General features: G+C 59.4%; 17 protein-coding genes. 11 read left to right on the forward strand and 6 right to left on the reverse strand.

All coding sequences use genetic code 11. The features are described 5' to 3' along the window. Positions 1-32: 32 nt before the first annotated feature. The 5 genes from FO268_RS05320 to FO268_RS05340 all read right to left on the reverse strand — a co-directional run bounded on the left by FO268_RS05320 (position 33) and on the right by FO268_RS05340 (position 6,432). A complete protein-coding gene (locus FO268_RS05320) occupies positions 33-833 on the reverse strand; it encodes a symmetrical bis(5'-nucleosyl)-tetraphosphatase (RefSeq protein ID WP_150990475.1) in 801 nt (266 codons plus the stop codon). Then, entirely contained in the window at positions 826-1,656 is an 831-nt protein-coding gene (gene rsmA / locus FO268_RS05325; RefSeq protein ID WP_150990477.1) for a 16S rRNA (adenine(1518)-N(6)/adenine(1519)-N(6))-dimethyltransferase RsmA, read from the reverse strand. Before rsmA ends, FO268_RS05320 begins: the two co-directional genes overlap by 8 nt. Before the next feature lie 3 nt (positions 1,657-1,659). Continuing rightward, positions 1,660-2,655, reverse strand: a complete 996-nt coding sequence (gene pdxA, locus FO268_RS05330) for a 4-hydroxythreonine-4-phosphate dehydrogenase PdxA (protein WP_150990479.1) — start codon at positions 2,653-2,655, stop codon at positions 1,660-1,662. Then, positions 2,652-3,977, reverse strand: a complete 1,326-nt coding sequence (locus FO268_RS05335; RefSeq protein WP_150990481.1) for a peptidylprolyl isomerase — start codon at positions 3,975-3,977, stop codon at positions 2,652-2,654. Before FO268_RS05335 ends, pdxA begins: the two co-directional genes overlap by 4 nt. Before the next feature lie 64 nt (positions 3,978-4,041). Continuing rightward, on the reverse strand, positions 4,042-6,432 hold the full coding sequence (locus FO268_RS05340) for an LPS-assembly protein LptD (RefSeq protein ID WP_449806501.1): 2,391 nt from the start codon (positions 6,430-6,432) through the stop codon (positions 4,042-4,044). Positions 6,433-6,641: 209 nt separating this feature from the next. Between FO268_RS05340 and FO268_RS05345 the strand changes: the two genes are divergently transcribed. The 4 genes from FO268_RS05345 to FO268_RS05360 all read left to right on the forward strand — a co-directional run bounded on the left by FO268_RS05345 (position 6,642) and on the right by FO268_RS05360 (position 9,520). After that, positions 6,642-7,679 carry an aminoglycoside phosphotransferase family protein gene (locus FO268_RS05345; RefSeq protein ID WP_150990483.1) on the forward strand — a complete coding sequence of 346 codons (1,038 nt, stop codon included), beginning with the start codon at positions 6,642-6,644 and terminating at the stop codon, positions 7,677-7,679. Beyond that, complete coding sequence (gene murU, locus FO268_RS05350) at positions 7,676-8,356, forward strand: N-acetylmuramate alpha-1-phosphate uridylyltransferase MurU (RefSeq protein ID WP_150990485.1); 681 nt, start codon at positions 7,676-7,678, stop codon at positions 8,354-8,356. Before FO268_RS05345 ends, murU begins: the two co-directional genes overlap by 4 nt. Positions 8,357-8,359: 3 nt before the next feature. After that, a complete protein-coding gene (locus tag FO268_RS05355) occupies positions 8,360-9,115 on the forward strand; it encodes a DnaJ domain-containing protein (protein ID WP_150990487.1) in 756 nt (251 codons plus the stop codon). Positions 9,116-9,232: 117 nt separating this feature from the next. Further along, a complete protein-coding gene (locus tag FO268_RS05360) occupies positions 9,233-9,520 on the forward strand; it encodes a type VI secretion system PAAR protein (RefSeq protein ID WP_150990489.1) in 288 nt (95 codons plus the stop codon). Between the two features lie 7 nt (positions 9,521-9,527). Here the strand turns inward: FO268_RS05360 and FO268_RS05365 are convergent, their stop codons facing one another. Then, entirely contained in the window at positions 9,528-10,520 is a 993-nt protein-coding gene (locus tag FO268_RS05365; protein WP_191966845.1) for a DUF3530 family protein, read from the reverse strand. A gap of 138 nt (positions 10,521-10,658) precedes the next feature. On the opposite strand from FO268_RS05365, the gene rpe reads away from it, so the two are divergent. The 7 genes from rpe (at position 10,659) to FO268_RS05400 (ending at position 18,140) form a co-directional block, all read left to right on the forward strand. Continuing rightward, positions 10,659-11,345 (forward strand): ribulose-phosphate 3-epimerase, encoded by a 687-nt coding sequence (gene rpe, locus FO268_RS05370; RefSeq protein WP_150990493.1) that lies wholly within the window; start codon positions 10,659-10,661, stop codon positions 11,343-11,345. After that, positions 11,342-12,031: a phosphoglycolate phosphatase gene (locus FO268_RS05375; RefSeq protein WP_150990495.1), complete on the forward strand. Its 690-nt coding sequence runs from the start codon at positions 11,342-11,344 to the stop codon at positions 12,029-12,031. Before rpe ends, FO268_RS05375 begins: the two co-directional genes overlap by 4 nt. A 178-nt stretch (positions 12,032-12,209) precedes the next feature. Continuing rightward, complete coding sequence (gene trpE / locus FO268_RS05380; RefSeq protein ID WP_150990497.1) at positions 12,210-13,697, forward strand: anthranilate synthase component I; 1,488 nt, start codon at positions 12,210-12,212, stop codon at positions 13,695-13,697. A gap of 16 nt (positions 13,698-13,713) precedes the next feature. After that, entirely contained in the window at positions 13,714-14,292 is a 579-nt protein-coding gene (locus FO268_RS05385) for an aminodeoxychorismate/anthranilate synthase component II (RefSeq protein WP_150990499.1), read from the forward strand. A gap of 478 nt (positions 14,293-14,770) precedes the next feature. Beyond that, positions 14,771-15,799: an anthranilate phosphoribosyltransferase gene (gene trpD / locus FO268_RS05390; protein WP_150990501.1), complete on the forward strand. Its 1,029-nt coding sequence runs from the start codon at positions 14,771-14,773 to the stop codon at positions 15,797-15,799. Positions 15,800-15,961: 162 nt separating this feature from the next. After that, complete coding sequence (gene trpC / locus FO268_RS05395; protein WP_150990503.1) at positions 15,962-16,774, forward strand: indole-3-glycerol phosphate synthase TrpC; 813 nt, start codon at positions 15,962-15,964, stop codon at positions 16,772-16,774. A gap of 13 nt (positions 16,775-16,787) precedes the next feature. After that, complete coding sequence (locus tag FO268_RS05400) at positions 16,788-18,140, forward strand: MATE family efflux transporter (RefSeq protein ID WP_150990505.1); 1,353 nt, start codon at positions 16,788-16,790, stop codon at positions 18,138-18,140. Positions 18,141-18,183: the final 43 nt, after the last annotated feature.

The following is an 18,183-nucleotide window of genomic DNA, read 5'->3' on the forward strand; positions in this document are numbered from 1 at the left end:
AGACCAGGACCGGGCGCAAAGGTTCTACGCTCTTAACAGTCACAATGGATCTTTTCCCCGGTATCCAGGTTCATCAACGTCAGAACACCACCCCAGACGCAGCCAGTGTCCAGCCCGATAAATCGTTCACTGTCAGTCTGGCCCTCCAGTGCCGCCCAGTGACCAAACACCACACGCACATCATCCTGACGCGGGAAACGAAACCATGGGGCAAATCCCTGTGGAGCAGAGTCCGCGGACTCCTTGGCTGCAAGCTCCAGCGTTCCGTCTTCCGCAATAAAGCGCATGCGGGTGAAATAATTGGTGATGATACGCCAACGGTCCATTCCGCTGAGCTGTGGGTCCCAGCGTTCGGGATGGTTGCCGTACATCTCGGCAAAATAAATTTTTGCCTCGGGCCCGCGAATCACCTCTTCTACTTCCCGGGCGTAACGAACTGCCTCATTCACCGACCATATATGGGGTAAGCCGGCATGAACCATTACGAAGTTCCGGTCAGCGTCGTGGATACACAGATTTTGCTGGCGCAGCCAGTGGAACAGGTGCTCATGGTCCGGCGCCTCTAGAATATCCGAGAGCGTGTCCTTGTTCTTGAGAGCATGTCCACCCAGCGCCACGGCCAGCAGGTGCAGGTCATGGTTACCGAGCACCACCACCGCAGAACTGCCCAGGCTTTCGATGTAACGCAGGGTCTCCAGGGACGACGGGCCACGGTTGATCAGGTCACCAGCCACCCACAGCCTGTCCCGGGAAGGAGAAAAATCCACCTTGGCAAGGACATCCAGAAGGCGTTCGTAGCAACCCTGAATATCGCCAATGGCGTAGTCAGTCATGGTTTACCTCGTCGGCACTGGGGCTTTCGGGTTTACTGTCCGCCAGCAGGTCGGCAATGGCCACATACTCCGCCAGGCCCAGGTTTTCCGGGCGTAGCCCATCGTTAATGCCAATGCTATTGAGCTGTTCTACCGACACCATGCCGGCCAGGGCCTTGCGCAAGGTTTTGCGGCGGGCGCTGAAGGCAGTACGCACGACCGCCTGCAACAGTTTGTAGTCCTTGGCCGGGTGCGGCAATGTCTTGTGAGGCACCAGGCGGACAATGGCGGAATCCACTTTCGGTGCCGGGCGGAAGGCTCCCGGTCCCACTTCAAACAGTGGCTGCACGCGGCAGAAATACTGGGCCATGATACCCAGCCGACCGTAATTATTGTCCCCGGGAACTGCCGCCAGCCGCTGCACCACTTCTTTCTGCAGCATGAAGTGCATGTCCTGCACCACGCCGGAGTGGCCGAGCAGGTGGAAAATCAGTGGCGTGGAAATATTATACGGCAGGTTACCGATGATTCTCAGGGGCTTGTCCTGCACCAGTTCTCCAAAGTCGAACTTTAGCGCATCCGCCTGGTGGATCCGTAAGTTGGGGTAGTTAAAAAACTTGGTTCTGAGCACCGGAATCAGATCCCGGTCCAGCTCCACTACCTGGAGATCAGGGTTTATGGCGAGCATTTCTTCGGTCAGCGCCCCAAGGCCCGGGCCGATTTCCACCAGCGCGTCGTCCGGCTTGGGATTGATGGCGCGGATGATGCGCTCAATCACACCGGGATCGTGGAGGAAGTTCTGGCCGAAGCGCTTTCTGGCCTGATGGCCGTGTTTGTTGCTCACTGGCTATTTACTCTTTTTTGCGGATTGTGCCATCTGTGCGCCTACGCGGATCGCCGTATGGAGGCTGCCTGCATCGGCTCTTCCGGTACCGGCGAGATCAAGAGCGGTGCCGTGGTCGACAGACGTGCGGACAACGGGCAGGCCGAGGGTAATGTTGACGGCCCGGCCGAAGCCCTGGAATTTGAGTACCGGCAGCCCCTGATCATGGTACATGGCCAGCACTGCATCAGCGTGATCAAGCCAGTGGGGAGTGAACAGGGTGTCCGCCGGTAATGGCCCCGTCAGATTGATGCCTTCCCGGCGGAGTGCATCCAGGGTGGGTTCTATTACGTCGATCTCCTCCCGGCCCAGATGCCCTCCTTCACCGGCATGGGGATTAAGTCCCGCAACGAGGATTCTGGGGTGCTCGACACCGAAAAACCTGCGCAGGTCACCCTCGAGGATGCGGGTAACCTGAGTCAGACGCTCCGCCGTGATGGCTGCAGAAACGTCTTTGAGCGGAAGATGGGTGGTAACCAGTGCTACCCGCAGTTCCTCGGTGGCCAGCATCATGACGACGCGTTCCACGCCACAGAGTTCCTGCAGGAATTCGGTGTGGCCGCTGAAGGCAATACCGGCGTCATTGATGACACCCTTGTGGACCGGCGCCGTCACCATGCCATCGAACGTGCCCTCAAGGCAGCCCCGGGCAGCTATGCGCAGAGTTTCCACAACATAGGCACTGTTGGCCGGATCAAGCTGGCCGGCAGCGGTGCTGGCCAGGCCGTCAACATGGAGTACTGAAAGCCGGCCCGGCGCAGTCGCTGCCGGACTGCCGGGCTGCCAGTCATACAGTTCCACCTCCAGCCCGAGCAATTGGGCCCTGGCTTGCAACAGGTGCTTGCAGGCCACCACCACGATCCCTGGCTGGCGTTCACTCAGGGCCAGTTGCAGGCAGAGTTCCGGGCCAATGCCCGCCGGCTCGCCTGCGGTCAGTGCAAGGGTGACCGGGTGCTTCATGATTCGCTGGTGTCTCCGGATTCGTCGTTCTTGAACTCGATAAAGGCTTCGTCGCGGATTTCCCGCAGCCAGTTCTGCAGCTCGGTATCAAACTTGCGACGGTAGATCGCCTGCCGTGCCTCGGATTCCCGGATATCACCACTGACATCCTGCTGGCGGCGATCCTGAACTTGCAGAATGTGCCAGCCGAACTGCGACCTGAAGGGTCCTTCAAATTCACCAACATCGGCCGCCATCATCGCCTGCTCGAACTCTGGCACCATCTGGCCCGGGCTTACCCAGCCCAGGTTACCGCCATCAGAACCGGACACAGGGTCATCAGAGTATTCCCGCGCCAGCGTGCCGAAATCTGCACCGTTCTGCAGTTGCTCATAAATGTCCCGGATTGCTTCTTCGGCCTGGCTCTCAGAGACCGTTTCAGAAGTGCGCACCAGAATATGCCGAACCATGGCCTGCTCGATCACCTGGGCCTGCTCGCCGCCACGGCGATCCATGACCATGACCAGGTGAAAACCACTGTTATTCTGCAGAACCGGAGAAACCGTGCCGGGTTCCAGATCCGGCACCACGTCGGCAATCAGTGCCGGCAACCGGTTCTCCGCGCGCCATCCCATATTGCCACCATCAAGGGCATTGCTGGCATCGGATTCAGCCACAGCAACTTCGCGGAAATCCCTGCCGGCGGCAATTTCCTCACGCAGGGTCTCTACTTCCTTGCGAACAGCACTGACTTCTTCCTCGTCGTTGAAATCGTCCACCTCAATAAGGATATGCGCCAGTTCGTACTCCACATTACTTCGGCCCTGGCCTGCCGTGGCAGCGAGATAATTCTCTACTTCCCGGTCGGTTACCCGCACCCGATTGCCAACCTGACGCTGCTGGACCCGGCTGGTGATCATTTCATTGCGGATCTGTTCGCGGGCTTCGCGGTAGGTAACGCCTTCCTCACCCAGCTGTTGCTCAAACTGTTCCAGCGTCATGTTATTGCGCCGGGCAATGGAAGCCATGGTCTCGTTAAGCTCATTATCACTGATACGCATACCGGCCCTGTCGGCCATCTGCAACTGGATCGATTCAGTAATCAGCTGTTCCAGCACCCGCTCCTCAAGAACGTCACGGGGCGGGAGGCCGGTCCCCTGGGCGCTCAACCGGCCCACAATTGTGTTGATCCGCGCTTCCAGCTGGGATTGTAGAATGACATCGTCATTGACCACCGCAACCACCTGGTCAAGCAGTTTGCGTTCGGCCTGCACGGTTGCAGACAGGGCCACAACCATCAGTACCAATAGTATTCGTGCACAATGGCGAAGGTTCGCCTTCATAGTCACCTCTGTATGGAAAAATACTGCCTGTCGCCGGGCACACTATACCCGGACTTCTCAGCACTCAGCGACCGCCGAACCGGCGACGTTCTCGTTCATCAAAGCCGTAAATGGCTTCGGATATTTCATCAGACGAACCGCCGCTGCCGCCCAACCCCTTGAGCTGGATCTGGAACAGCATGCGGCTTTCAAGTTCCTGGTCGTCCGTCAGATAGTTCTGGTGCACCAGCTGGACACTCCAGCAACAGTTGTTGTATTCCAGCCCGGCCAGTGACCCGACGGTACGATCGAGCTGGGAATCGTAAACCCAGCGGCCGATCAGACTAACACGGTCTGAGACAGGAAAAACGCCCCCGATATCCGACTGTTCGAATTCGTTTCGGCGATAGGTATGGCCCACGCTTGCCAGATAGCGATACTCAGGGGAGTGAAAGATCAACTGGCTGCGGCCTTCTTCGGTTTTGTGGGTATCCGGCTCCCACAGGCCGGAGGTACGGATTTCCAACCCATCCACCGGCCGCAGAATCATCTCACCGGCCAGCGGTGAATCACTGGCGTCCGACCCGCCCTGCCCGGCCAGGGTCACTTCCCGGTCGTCATAGTAGTGTACCTGGCCGATGCTAAACCGCGCCCGCTCGGCCCCCGTCAGGAGGTCGTTGAAGCGACTGGTCAGTGCAACCGTGAGCTGGTTGGTGTCACCAACCCGGTCACCACCGCTGAAACGGTTGCGCTGGAACAGTTGGTCAAAACTGAACGAACGGATCGTGGTATCGAAATCCGGGATGAAGGTCTGGTCCGCGTCTGCGTCCGCCCAGGCGTAATAGAGACGAGGCTCCAGGGTCTGGTTGTACGGTATGTCAAACACGCTGGACTGGCGGTCAAAGTAAAGCCCCGAGTCCCATTCCGCTACCGGCACGGTACGATCAAACCCAGGATCACGCTGATTGTAGTCTTCCAGTTCGTAACGGGTGTAATCCACGCTGACCGACGGCCGCGCGTAACCCCAGAGCGCCCGCATTGGAAGTGCCACCTCGGGTATGGCCCTGGCGCGCTGGCCGTTGGCACGATCCAGCCCGGTCAGGTCGGCATTGTCGCGATAGAAATAGGTGTACTGGCTTTCCAGTGACAGTTCGGCAGGGCCGGCATCGACGACGGCACCGTATATAACTTCGGGCAATTGCGAATAGGGAACGTTTTCATCAGCGATGAAATCACTGATGGTCTGGTAACCGCTGAGGTAGGTTTCGAAATACTGTGATGAATCCCGATAGCGCACCCCACCACGCCGTTGCAGATGGGTCGCGCGATTAATCTCCAGAGTACGGTTCAGATCGCTCAGATACTCGTCATCGCTGACCACCGAATAGTCGCCATAACCACTCCATCCGCCTCCGAGAGCCGCCTGGGTGCTGAAATCCAGCCCCCAGCGCTCGCCATCCTCGCCGGGAAATTCCCGCTCAAACTCGGTGTCGTTGCCGGCATAGCCCACCTGGAGAACTGACTCCCCCAGGCTGCTCAGATAACGTCCCTCGACCTCGGTAAACAACCCGCGGCCGTGAATGTACTGGGGCGTCAGGGTCGCGTCGTAATGAGGCGCGAGATTCAGATAATACGGCACCGAAAGGAACGCCCCGCTGCCCGCATTGGAGGTACCAAACGACGGATAGAGAAACCCGCTCTTGCGGCGATCATCAATGGGGAAACTGGCGTAGGGCCAGTAAAACACCGGAATATCGCTGAGCTCAAGACGGACATGCTTCGCCGTACCTACGCCCTCGCCCTGATCGAGATGGATATCAGAGGCCACAATTGCCCAGTCGTTACTGTCAGGGGCGCAGGTGGTCAACGAGCCCTGGCGGATTTGCACCTGGTCTTCCGCCGTACGGGACAGCTGCCCGGCAGACCCCCGCATTTCCGGGCCATGCAGAAGGAAGGTGGCAGTATTGATATCTACCCTGCCGCTGTTTACATCGTAGTCCGCCCGCTCGCCGGTCAGCAAAAATCCCTCGCCACGGCTGGTCAGCGGCCCTTCAATAGCCACAGAGCCCGACGACTGACTGTACCGCGCCTCTGACCCTGTCACCCTGAAACCGGCCTGCTGCAGACGAACGTCCCCGCGAAGATAAAGCTCGTTGTCGATCTCGTACCTGGCATTGAGGCCACTCGCCTGCAAGGGCCCCCGGCCGTTGCCGGCCGTTGCTTCTGCATCCACTTCCACCGGCACAACAGAGGGGAGGTAGCCTCCTTCACAGAAGTCCGGCAAAGAGTCGCGAACCTCGTCCGGCAGTTGGTCCCTGGACCGCCAGTCGATTTCCGCCGCAGACCGCGATGACTGACCCCATGCAGCGGGAGACACTGCCAGCGCAAGACAGCCCGCCACCACAGCTGCGGCACACCCAGCGCCGTGCCGCAACCGGTGTGGCAGTGTTCGCAGCTTCCCTGATGAGGCTGGCACGATGAGAAGGTTCCTGTCCTGAATGGGTTTGCAACTGTCGCAGACAATTTAACAGCGGCCTAGTTTACACGCCGCCCTTTGCCTTGTTAACGGAAACCGGCCATTGCTGCAAAACCGTTTTACCGTCTCTATACTGATCTGCTAACTTCCTGCCATGAGCCGGAACGTTTGAACTTCAACCATTTATGAGCCAGGAAACCAGCCAATCCATGGATACCCGCCTGACAATGCTCACCCAGTGGGTCAGAAACCTTCCCGGTTTTGACCAGGCAACGCCACAGCCAGTCTCAGGAGATGCGAGCTTCCGGCGTTATTTCCGGGTCAGCGGCGATCCTCATGGTACCGGATCCCAACATTACATCGTGATGGATGCCCCTCCGGAGCACGAAGACTGCAGGCCGTTTGTCGCCATCGCCCAGTACTGGCGCAGCCTGGACATTGCCGTGCCCGCCGTGATTGAAGAGGACTTGACCCGGGGCTTTCTGTTGCTGGAAGACTTCGGTGACCAGCTGATGCTCAGCGCGCTGAATACCGGTAATGCCGACAGGCTTTATGGTGCCGCCATGGCGGAGCTGGTGCGCCTCCAGAGCGCTGGCGATACGCCGGACTACCCGCTGCCGCCCTACGACACCGCCCTGTTGGACCGCGAGATGGCGCTCTTTCCAGACTGGCTGCTGACTCAAAAGCTGGGGCTGACACTCGGCAATGGGGAAAAGGCACTGCTGGATACCACCTTCGCTTTTCTGCGGGAAAGTGCGCTGGCCCAACCTGAAGTGGCGGTGCACAGGGACTATCATTCCCGCAATCTTCTGGTTCGACCAGATACCGACAGGCCTGGCGTGATCGACTTCCAGGATGCCGTGCGGGGCCCGGTGACCTATGACCTGGTCTCCCTGCTGAAAGACTGTTACATCCGCTGGCCGGAGGAGCGTATCAGCCGGTGGACCGAGCAGTTTCGTGTCCTGAGCGCCGATGCCGGCTATCACAAGGCGGATCAGGCAACCTTCCGCCAATGGATGGAGCTCATGGGCATGCAACGGCATCTGAAAGCCGCCGGTATTTTCGCCAGGCTGGCCATCCGTGATGGCAAGACTGGATTTCTCAAGGACGTTCCCCGTACTGTAGGCTACCTGGTCGAGGCCAGCAGCCGGCAGGCCGCTCTGCGCCACTTCCACGAGTGGCTGACCGACACCGTGGTGCCCGCCGTGGAACAACAGATCGGCCCCGTGGGGACGTCCGGCCTGTGAAAGCCATGATCCTGGCGGCCGGCAAGGGCGAGCGCATGCGGCCGCTGACGCTGACAACCCCGAAGCCGCTCCTCCCCGCCGGAGACAGGCCATTGATAGTGCATCACCTGGAACGGCTGAAGGCAGCAGGATTCCGGCACCTGGTAATCAACCATGCCTGGCTCGGTATGCAGATCGAAGATGAACTGGGGAATGGCGACACCTTCGGCGTATCCATCGAATACTCAAGGGAAAGCGAGCCTTTGGAAACCGCCGGCGGCATAGTCCAGGCCCTGCCAATGTTGACCAGTAGTGGGGAGGAATGGTTTGCTGTGCTCAATGGCGACATCTGGTGTGACTTCGACCTGACACTGCTGGCCCCGCCCCAAGATGCCGACGCCCTGCTGATAATGACGGATAATCCGCAGCACAACCCGGCCGGCGATTTCTGCCTCCGTCCGGACGGAACAGTGGCAGAGAACGGGGCGGAAATGCTCACCTTCACGGGTATCAGCCTGCTCAGTCGGCGCCTGTTTGACGGAATGCCGCCAGGCCCCGCGAAGCTGGCCCCGATACTGCGTGAGGCCATGAACCGCAAGCGCGTCAGGGGCCTCCACCACCGCGGCCAATGGATGGACATCGGCACCCCGGAACGGCTCCGGGAACTGGACCGAAAACTCAAGGGAGACGAAAGCTGAGCCATGACCTCCGACTCCAGGGATAGTAACCTTCCGGCGCGCATGGAAGCCGAGTTCAGTGAACTGCTCGGAGAACTGGCTGCCTGTGGCCATCAGGCCAACGAGCTGTTGATCAGAACCCGCCTGCCGCGCTGGTGCCGCCGCAGCCTGTTCTTCTTCCTGGGCTACATTGCCAAATCACAGGGGCGAGTGACAGAGAAAGACGTGGGCTTTGCTGAAGCGCTGATGAAGGCCCTGAAGCTGTCGCCGCGCCAGCGCCGAAAAGCCATCCGCTATTTTCGCAGAGGCAAGACAGCTGAGCGCATTCCTGCGACGAAGGCCCTTGGGCTCAAGCTTACCCACCGCATCTGGCCCTCTCCTTCACTACGCGTTGCCATCTGCCTGTGCCACGCGGCCCAATTGCAGGGTCGCCCGGCGAAATCCAGGCGCTATCGCTGCGAGGATGCCATCGACCAGATGGGGCTTCCGACCCAGGTCAGTGACGATATTCTCGAGAGCTACGCCTGCAAGGTCTGGATCACCGAACCGGACGTTCAACCTCGCCCTTCCACCTTCGAGCAGGCGTGCCAGCTTCTTGGGGTCACTCGCCGGGATTCGCGGGAAATCATCAAACGGGCCTACCGCAAAAAAGTATCGGAGTGTCATCCGGACAAACTGGCGCAGCAGGATCTCAGTCCCGCAGAGCTGGCCAAAGCCAAGGACCGGTTGCTGAGATATCAGCAGGCGTGGGAGTTAATCAATCGGCGCCTGTCTGCGTAAATTACGGGTTTTGAAATAAGAGCCAGGCTTGCTAAACTCCGACCACTGCATAACCATTACTCAATGACAGGCCCACGGATCAGCGGCCTGAGCGACCCATCGAAAAGGAGCATTCCCATGGGCAAGAAACTCGTTCTCCTCGGAGACATCGGAACCGACCACAACGGTTTTCCCCCAACACCCGTCATTACCGGCAGCGCCACCGTTCTTATCGATGGCAAACCCGTGGCACGCCTTGGCGACCAATTGGCCATGCACTCCAAGCCCAAGCATCCACCACACCCCCGCGCCATTGCAGCCGGCAGCCCCTCGGTAATGATTGAGGGCAAACCCGCAGCGCTGACGGGGGATGCCATCAGTTGTGGAGGTGTGGTTATCGGCTCGTCCACCGCCGTGGGCGGTTAAGCTGGTTCTATTGACCAGAGGCCAGCCAGGCTGAAAGACGATTGGCCAGCGCGGGTGCATTCCGGGGCAGCGGACGCTCCGCCATCGCAACCGGTTGGCGGGTATAGGTGGAAATTCCCTCTCGTCGGAATGCCGCTTCCCGCTGTTTCGGGGTTGTGAATCCCGCCCAGTCCATCCTCTCTGGTACGCGGGAGCTGTGAAGCTCCAGCACCCGGATTTGCCCGGCACCTGAGACCCATTCCGTCAGAGCAGCCGAATCACCCGGATAGAAAACGGGAGCAATCCAGATCTGCGCTGACACCTCCCCGCTGTCAGCAGCCCCGGCCATCCGTGCCACATGGCCCGCCGCCAGACCAACACCAGCGACGGCAACGCGTTCATAACCCCGGTCCGCAAGGTTCTTCACAGCCATAGACAGGGCTTTCTGGATCCGGGTTCGATACTGATCCTCCAGCTCTTCCACATCGACACTGTCCATCACGTCAATCATCACCGACCCGGTGTTATCGGCATCCTCGTTGTTGCCATTGGCGGCACTTTCCCCGGACACCTCCGGAACGGGTACCCCACGCTGCTGGTAGGCCTGTTGGAGTGCATAGGGGGGCGGCTCCAGCCCCAGCGTCAGCACCGCCCACCCGGCTCGCGTCATAGGCTGTCGCAGGGCCCCTGCGAGCCCGGAGGCCGCAGACTGGCCTTCATCACCAAGAATCACCAGGGCACCCTTTGCAGGCGTATCAATTTCCGGTTCAAACAGCGCCAGCACCCGGTCCTCATCCGGTGGTTCCAGCCATACCGCAGCGTCTGGCCACTTTGCGGCGATGGCGTGCGCATCCAGACCCGTTGATATCATCGCCCGCCTGGCCTCGGCCCCCGAGGCGTTCGCTGGCTCGCCCTGCGATTCAGCGGCCTCCTGGGCCAGGGCAGTCGGCGCACTAACCAATACACCAATGGCGAGGATGCTCAATAACTGCATAGCCGGACGTTCAAACCATTTGCTCACAGGCTTCACCCATTGTGTGCGAAAAATCACCATCAAGCTGGTAGACTAGCAGTTTTTGCGGCCCAGCAGAGTTTTGCAGAGGGAACCGCTGTTCGCGCTATCATCGATACCATTATCAAACCGTTCAAGAGAGCCGTGATGAACCCTTACCAGATTGCCCCGTCCATCCTGTCTGCCGATTTTGCCCGACTGGGCGAGGAAGTCGATAATGTCCTGGCCGCCGGTGCTGATATTGTGCATTTCGATGTCATGGACAACCACTATGTCCCCAACCTGACCATAGGGCCAATGGTCTGCGAGGCTCTGCGCAAGCACGGCGTTACCGCCCCCATCGATGTGCATCTGATGGTGTCACCGGTAGACGACCTGATCCGCATGTTTATCGATGCCGGTGCCAGCTACATTACCTTTCATCCGGAAGCGTCCAATCACATCGACCGCTCCCTGCAACTGATCCGCGAGGGTGGCTGCAAGGCCGGCCTGGTGTTCAACCCGGCCACCCCGCTGCACTACGTTGACCACGTCATGGACAAGCTGGACATGATCCTGCTGATGTCCGTGAACCCCGGCTTTGGTGGCCAGAAGTTCATCCCCGGCACCCTCGACAAGCTGCGCGAAGCCCGCAAGCGCATTGATGCCAGCGGCCGCAATATCCGCCTGGAAATCGACGGCGGCGTGAAAACCGACAACATCCGCGAAATCGCCGAGGCCGGCGCCGATACCTTTGTAGCCGGCTCCGCCATCTTCAACACCGATGACTACAAGGCCACTATAGACAGCATGCGAGCGGAACTGGAGCTTGCCCGACAGAGCCTGAAACAATGAGCCTGGCGGGGTTGTTCAGCCAACGCTGGCCAGGGGTTGCCCTGTTCGACCTGGACGGCACCCTGGTAGACAGCGCGCCCGACCTGGCGGCCGCCATCGATTCAATGCTGGAGCAACTGGGGCGCCGCAAGGCCGGCATCGATAATGTGCGCCAGTGGGTTGGCAATGGCGCCAGCATCCTGGTGCGCCGCTCTCTCGCGGGTCGGGTGGACTGGGAGCCGGCCAGTACCAAGGACGATGCGCTGTTCAACGATGCCCTGGCCATGTTCTACCACGCCTACGAAAACCTGAACGGCCAGCACTCCGTGCTCTACGAGGGCGTCGAAGAGTGCCTTGCCCGGCTGGCAGAGTATGGGTGCCGCATGGGCATCGTCACCAATAAACCGGAACAGTTCGTGGCACCGCTGCTGGAGCAGATGGGCATCGAGCACTGGTTCGACATCAGTATCGGCGGCGACACCCTGCCGGTGCGCAAGCCGGACCCGCAGCCGCTGATCCATGCCATGACCGAACTGGGCGGCACCCGCGGTACCACGGTCATGATAGGTGACTCGGTCACCGACATCAGCGCCGCCCTGGCGGCAGGCATCCCCTCGGTGGCAGTACGGTATGGCTACAACTACGGGGCACCGGTGGATTCGCTGGGAGCAGATGCAGTTGTTGATTCCCTGGCCCAGCTTTTGTAATCTCACAGGATATTGAATTTGAAACCTTCTATTCGGGAGATTCCTGCCGTGCAGGGACTGAGTCTGATCACAGCGCGAGGCATACTGACAACCCGCGCAACACGATGGTGGCGATGGCGTACCGGCTGAATGCCGCCCGAAAAACCACCATACAGATCAGATTTCAGGAATCGTTACCATGACACCCGAGCAATTTGCCGAGCTCGCCGAGGCCGGCTTTAATCGTATCCCTGTATACCGCGAAGTCCTCGCCGACCTGGACACGCCCCTTAGCACCTATTTCAAACTGGCCAGCGGCCCTTACTCCTACCTGTTCGAGTCCGTGCAGGGTGGCGAGAAGTGGGGCCGCTACTCCATCATTGGTTTGCCCAGTCGCGAAATCCTCAAGGTCTTCGACCACGACATCACAATTACCCGCGACGGCAAGGTGGTGGAGGAGACGACGGCAGACGATCCACTCGCCTTCGTGGAAGACTACCAGGCCCGCTTCAACGCGCCGGACCTGGACGAACTGCCACGATTCAACGGCGGCCTGGTGGGTTATTTCGGCTACGACACCGTGCGCTACATCGAAAAACGGCTGCGGAACACCTGCCCTCCGGACAAGATCGGCACGCCCGATATCCTGCTGATGGTCTCCGACGAAGTGGTGGTGTTCGACAACCTGCGGGGCAAGCTGCATCTGATCGTCCATGCCGACCCCAGCCTTGACGGCGCCTATGAGCATGCCCAGCAACGCATTGATGAACTGGAATCACGCCTGCACCGCCAGACTGCCAACGCACCCCGTACCCCAGAGCATCTGCGTGGCAAAACCGTGGACGAGAGCGACTTTATTTCCGGCTTCAATCAGGAAAAGTTCGAAGCGGCCGTGGGCAAGATCAAGGAATACGTGCTGGACGGTGATGTGATGCAGACCGTCATCTCCCAGCGCATGTCGATCCCGTTCGAGGCACCACCACTGAACCTTTATCGCTCACTGCGGGTACTCAACCCGTCCCCCTACATGTATTTCCTGGACCTGGACGACTTCCACATCGTCGGTTCCTCGCCGGAAATCCTGGCCCGGGTGGAAGACGAGGAAGTCACCGTGCGCCCCATCGCCGGTACCCGCAAACGCGGCGCCACCGATGCCGAAGACAAGGCCCTGGAAGCCGAGCTGCTGGCCGACCCCAAGGAAATTGCCGAACACCTGATGCTGATCGACCTGGGCCGCAACGACGCCGGCCGGGTATCGGAAACCGGCACCGTAAAACTGACCGACAGGATGATCGTGGAGCGCTACTCCCACGTGATGCACATTGTCTCCAACGTCACCGGCCGACTGAAAGAGAACACCAGTTGCCTGGATGTCCTGCGTGCCACCCTGCCCGCCGGCACCTTGAGCGGCGCCCCCAAGATTCGCGCCATGGAAATCATCGACGAGCTGGAGCCGGTGAAGCGCGGCGTGTATGGCGGCGCCGTGGGTTACCTGTCCTTCAACGGCAACATGGATACCGCCATTGCCATCCGCACCGCCGTGATTAAGGACAAGACGCTGCACATCCAGGCTGGTGCCGGCGTGGTGGCCGATTCGGTACCCCGCCTCGAGTGGAAGGAAACCATGAACAAGGGCCGCGCGATCTTCCGCGCGGTGGCCATGACCTACAACGATTTCGACCACTGAGGCGGAGGATAAGATTATGTTGCTGATGATCGATAACTACGATTCCTTCACCTACAACGTGGTGCAGTACCTCGCGGAGCTGGGTGCGGATGTTCAGGTGTATCGCAACGACGAAATCACGGTAGAGGAAATCGAAGCACTGAAGCCGGAGCGCCTGGTAATCTCCCCCGGGCCCTGCACGCCCAATGAGGCCGGCATTTCCATGGCTGCCATTCGCCACTTTGCCGGCAAGCTGCCGATCCTGGGCGTATGCCTGGGCCACCAGGCCATCGGCCAGGTGTACGGCGGCGATGTTATCCGCGCTGGCCGGGTCATGCATGGCAAGGTATCACCGGTGTATCACAAGGATCAGGGCGTGTTTCGCGGCCTGAACAATCCGCTGCAGGCGACCCGCTACCACAGCCTTGTGATCGACAAGGACACTTTGCCGGATTGCCTGGAGGTCACGGCGTGGACCCGCAATGAGGATGGCTCGGTGGAGGAAATCATGGGGGTCCGTCACAAGACGTTGCCCATTGAGGGCGTTCAGTTTCACCCTGAATCCATCATGACCGAGCAGGGCCATGAGTTGTTGCGGAACTTTCTTAGGAGCTAGTTTTGGTTAGGTTGCCCGGGGGTCTGGTTCTGAGTCCGGGCAGTAATGGGGAGAGCTTATCCCAAACACGCCTCAAGACGTCCATGTGCGGCTCGGGCTCCGCCATCCATGGCTCCGCACGGTTTGGGATAAGCTCTCCCCATTACTGCCCTCTCAGCATGTTGTTCCAACCTGTTCTCCGCTCAAGTGTGGGACGGCAAAGAGAAAGTGAGGGGCATTAATTTCTGAATAAGCCCTCACCCAGGCTCTAAGGGAGAGGGCTGGGGTGCCCCCTTCCAAAACCGTGCGGAGCCATGGATGGCGGAGCCGAGCGTACAGGGACGTATTCACAGCGTGTTTTGGAAGGGGGCACCCCAGCCATCGACCAGGCTCCAAATCAAAGGGCTAACCCAACAACAGGCCCTACACCCAGCAGGAAATTGCTAAGCTAGACCCAAACACAGAAGACAAAAAGCAGATCAACCCAAGGGGCCCACGAATGGACATGAAAGAAGCACTGAACCGCATTGCCTCCAACCTGGACCTGTCCACCGAGGAAATGAAAGACGTTATGCGCATTGTCATGAAAGGCGAAGCCACTGATGCGCAGATCGGGGCTTTTCTGATGGGCCTGCGCCTTAAGAGTGAAACCATCGACGAAATTACCGGTGCCACCGAGGTCATGCGGGAGCTGGCAACCAGAGTGACCGTCAACGCCGAGCCTCTGGTAGACATTGTTGGCACGGGGGGCGACGGTGCCAACCTGTTCAATGTGTCTACCGCCGCATCCTTTGTGGTGGCAGCGGCGGGCGGTTTTGTTGCGAAGCATGGCAACCGTGCGGTGTCTTCCAAGAGCGGCAGTGCCGATCTACTGGAAAATCTCGGCATCAACCTGCAGATGAAACCCGAAGAAGTCGCACGCTGTGTGGAAGAGATCGGTGTCGGCTTCATGTTTGCCCCGGCCCACCACGGCGCCATGAAACACGCCATCGGGCCTCGCAAGGAGCTGGGGTGCCGGACCATTTTCAATATCCTTGGCCCCATGACCAACCCGGCAAGCGTCAAACGCCAGCTGATCGGCGTGTTCACAAAAGAGCTGTGCCGCCCGATGGCAGAGGTACTGCAGCGGCTGGGCGCCGAACATATCATGGTTGTACACTCGAAAGACGGCCTGGACGAGATCAGCCTCGCCAGTTCCACTCACGTGGCGGAGCTGAAAAACGGTGAAGTCACCGAATATGACATTACCCCGGAAGATCTGGGCATCAAAAGCCAGGCCCTTGTCGGACTGACCGTGGATACTGCCGAAGACTCCCTGAAACTGATCCGCGCCGCCTTTGGTCGTGGTCATGATGAAATGGCGGAGAAGGCACGAGATCTGATTGCACTGAATGCTGGCGCAGCCATTTATGTTGCCGGTCTGGCCAAATCACCAACAGCAGGCGTTGAGATGGCACTCGATGCCATGGGTTCTGGTCTCGCGGCCGGCAAGATGTCCGAACTAGCGGACTTTTCGCAGTGTTTCTAATACCGGACTGCTAACATTGGAGCCGGACGAACCGGCGGGGAGCCCCTTCCAAAACACACCCACGAGTACGTCCATGTAGGGCTTGACGTCAGCCATCCCAGGCTGACGACAGTTTTGGAAGGGTCTCCCCACCGGCTCTCGCATACTTTTTACGGGCCTGATATGACTGACAGACATTTGGACAAGACTCCTACCATTCTGCGGAAAATCGTCGATCGAAAATGGGAGGAAATTGATGGGCGCAAGCGCAAGGTTTCCATTGCAGACCTGAAAGCCATGTCGGGTGACCAACCGCCTGCGCGTGGCTTCGCTGATGCCCTGGGTGCACGAATTAAGGCACGGACTCCCGCTGTGATTGCCGAGATCAAAAAAGCCTCCCCCAGCAAGGGCATCCTCCGCGATCCGTTTGTGCCCGAAGCCATTGCCGAAAGCTACGAAAAAGGTGGAGCTGCCTGCCTGTCAGTACTCACCGACAAAGACTTCTTCCAGGGCCATGAGGACTTCCTCAAAGCCGCCCGCGCTGCCTGCAACCTGCCGGTAATCCGCAAGGACTTCATGGTAGCGCCGTATCAGGTCTACGAGAGCCGGGCTATTGGCGCGGATTGCATACTGCTGATCGCCGCCTGCCTGACCAGAGACCAGCTGCAGGAACTGGAAGGCATCGCCCACGAAATCGGGCTGGATGTGCTCGTTGAGGTGCACGATGGCGAGGAGATGGACGATGCCCTGACTCTGTCAACGCCATTGGTGGGCATCAACAACCGCAATCTGCACACTTTTGACGTGTCGCTCGACACCACGTTTGACCTGCACGAGCGCATTTCCACAGATCGCCTGACCATCACTGAAAGTGGCATCATGACCCGCGACGATGTCACCGCCATGACCGATCGCGGTATTTACGGTTTTCTGGTGGGCGAATCTTTCATGCGCGCGCCGGACCCCGGCGATAAACTGCGGGACCTGTTTTACTGAGTAGCACGCTCTCATGGACGAAGATACCAACACAGACCCGATCCTCACCGGCCCACGCTGGCCGGTGTTCTTCCGTTACGCGCTGCCCTCGGTGGCGGGTTTACTTGCGCTGACCACCGCCAATATTGTTGATGGCATCTTCATTGGGCAGTTCGCAGGCGCCGACGCCCTTGCCGCCCTTAATCTACTGATTCCCTACTTTACCCTGCTGTTCGGCCTGGCATTAATGCTGGCTATCGGTGGCACCGTTCGTGCCGGACGCTACCTCGGAGAGGGCAACACCGGCGCTGCCTCCGCCATTTTCAGCAAATGCCTTGTTACCACCCTGGCTATCAGCCTGGTCGCGACGCTGTTATGCCTCGTCTTCCATGAGACGGTTTACCGGGCACTGGGCGCCTCACCGGAACTGTTCCCCCTGATGTCGGAGTATTTCCTGGTGATCATCTGGGTAATGGTGATTCAGCTGGCTTCCATGGTTCTGTATTACTTCGTGCGCGTGGATGGCAAGCCGGCGCTTGCCACCACTGCCCTGATGACGGGGGCCTTTGCCAATATCGCCCTTGATGCCCTTCTGGTAGGCGTGCTGGATTACGGTCTTACCGGTGCCGCCTTCGCTACCGGCATCGCCCAGATCTTTCAGTTGCTGGTGCTGTTTCGCTACTGGCGCAGCCCCTCAAGGCGACTGCAGTTCCGTATTCGTCAGTCCAACTGGGGGGAAGTGCGACAGGCGGCCGCCAACGGTGTGTCGGAATGGATCAACGAGGTGTCCGTGGGCCTGGTGCTCTTGCTGATCAACTGGCTGATGATGGCCAGCCACGGGGTCGCCGGCGTGGCCGCCTTCACTGTCATCAATTACCTGATTTTCCTGAGCCTCATGATGTTCTACGGTATCTCCGATGCCATGCATGTGCTCATCAGCCACAACCTGGGCGCCGGCAACGCCCGCCGGGTGCGGGATTTCATGATCTGTGGCAGTACGGTGATTATCGGGCTCAGCATTACCCTGCTGGGGACCCTGTGGCTGAGCGGGACGGAACTGATTGGCCTGTTTCTGGACGATTCCGCCGCAGCACAGCGCGCGCTGGCCATCGAATTCCTGTCGGTGCTCTGGCCGCTGTTTCTGATCAATGGTCTCAATGTTTTGCTGTCCGTCTACCTCACGGCTATGCACCAACCCCTCCCCTCCGCAGCCGTTGCGCTCTCCCGCAGCCTGGTCCTGCCTGCAGCGCTGCTGGTTCTGCTGGCCCGGTTTGCCCCTGACCTGCCGATGCTACTGGCCCTGCCCATTGCGGAATGGCTGACGTTTGCGCTGGCGATCACACTTTTTCTCCGTTACCGACCACACCGCCTGATTCCCGCCAGCTAAGCTGCCAGACGACTCCCGCCAAATGTAAAATTTGTAAATTTCG

The organism is Marinobacter denitrificans, assembly GCF_008795955.1.
In the GTDB taxonomy this organism is placed as follows: Bacteria; Pseudomonadota; Gammaproteobacteria; order Pseudomonadales; family Oleiphilaceae; genus Marinobacter; species Marinobacter denitrificans.

Excerpts from the sequence above, each read along its gene's own strand:
- FO268_RS05335 (WP_150990481.1), bottom strand. The coding sequence starts at position 3,977 with ATGAAGGCGAACCTTCGCCATTGTGCACGAATACTATTGGTACTGATG.
- FO268_RS05355 (WP_150990487.1), top strand. The coding sequence starts at position 8,360 with ATGACCTCCGACTCCAGGGATAGTAACCTTCCGGCGCGCATGGAAGCC.
- FO268_RS05385 (WP_150990499.1), top strand. The coding sequence starts at position 13,714 with ATGTTGCTGATGATCGATAACTACGATTCCTTCACCTACAACGTGGTG.
- rpe (WP_150990493.1), top strand. The coding sequence starts at position 10,659 with ATGAACCCTTACCAGATTGCCCCGTCCATCCTGTCTGCCGATTTTGCC.
- trpC (WP_150990503.1), top strand. The coding sequence starts at position 15,962 with ATGACTGACAGACATTTGGACAAGACTCCTACCATTCTGCGGAAAATC.
- FO268_RS05360 (WP_150990489.1), top strand. The coding sequence starts at position 9,233 with ATGGGCAAGAAACTCGTTCTCCTCGGAGACATCGGAACCGACCACAAC.
- FO268_RS05375 (WP_150990495.1), top strand. The coding sequence starts at position 11,342 with ATGAGCCTGGCGGGGTTGTTCAGCCAACGCTGGCCAGGGGTTGCCCTG.
- FO268_RS05400 (WP_150990505.1), top strand. The coding sequence starts at position 16,788 with ATGGACGAAGATACCAACACAGACCCGATCCTCACCGGCCCACGCTGG.
- trpD (WP_150990501.1), top strand. The coding sequence starts at position 14,771 with ATGGACATGAAAGAAGCACTGAACCGCATTGCCTCCAACCTGGACCTG.
- FO268_RS05345 (WP_150990483.1), top strand. The coding sequence starts at position 6,642 with ATGGATACCCGCCTGACAATGCTCACCCAGTGGGTCAGAAACCTTCCC.
- trpE (WP_150990497.1), top strand. The coding sequence starts at position 12,210 with ATGACACCCGAGCAATTTGCCGAGCTCGCCGAGGCCGGCTTTAATCGT.
- FO268_RS05320 (WP_150990475.1), bottom strand. The coding sequence starts at position 833 with ATGACTGACTACGCCATTGGCGATATTCAGGGTTGCTACGAACGCCTT.
- pdxA (WP_150990479.1), bottom strand. The coding sequence starts at position 2,655 with ATGAAGCACCCGGTCACCCTTGCACTGACCGCAGGCGAGCCGGCGGGC.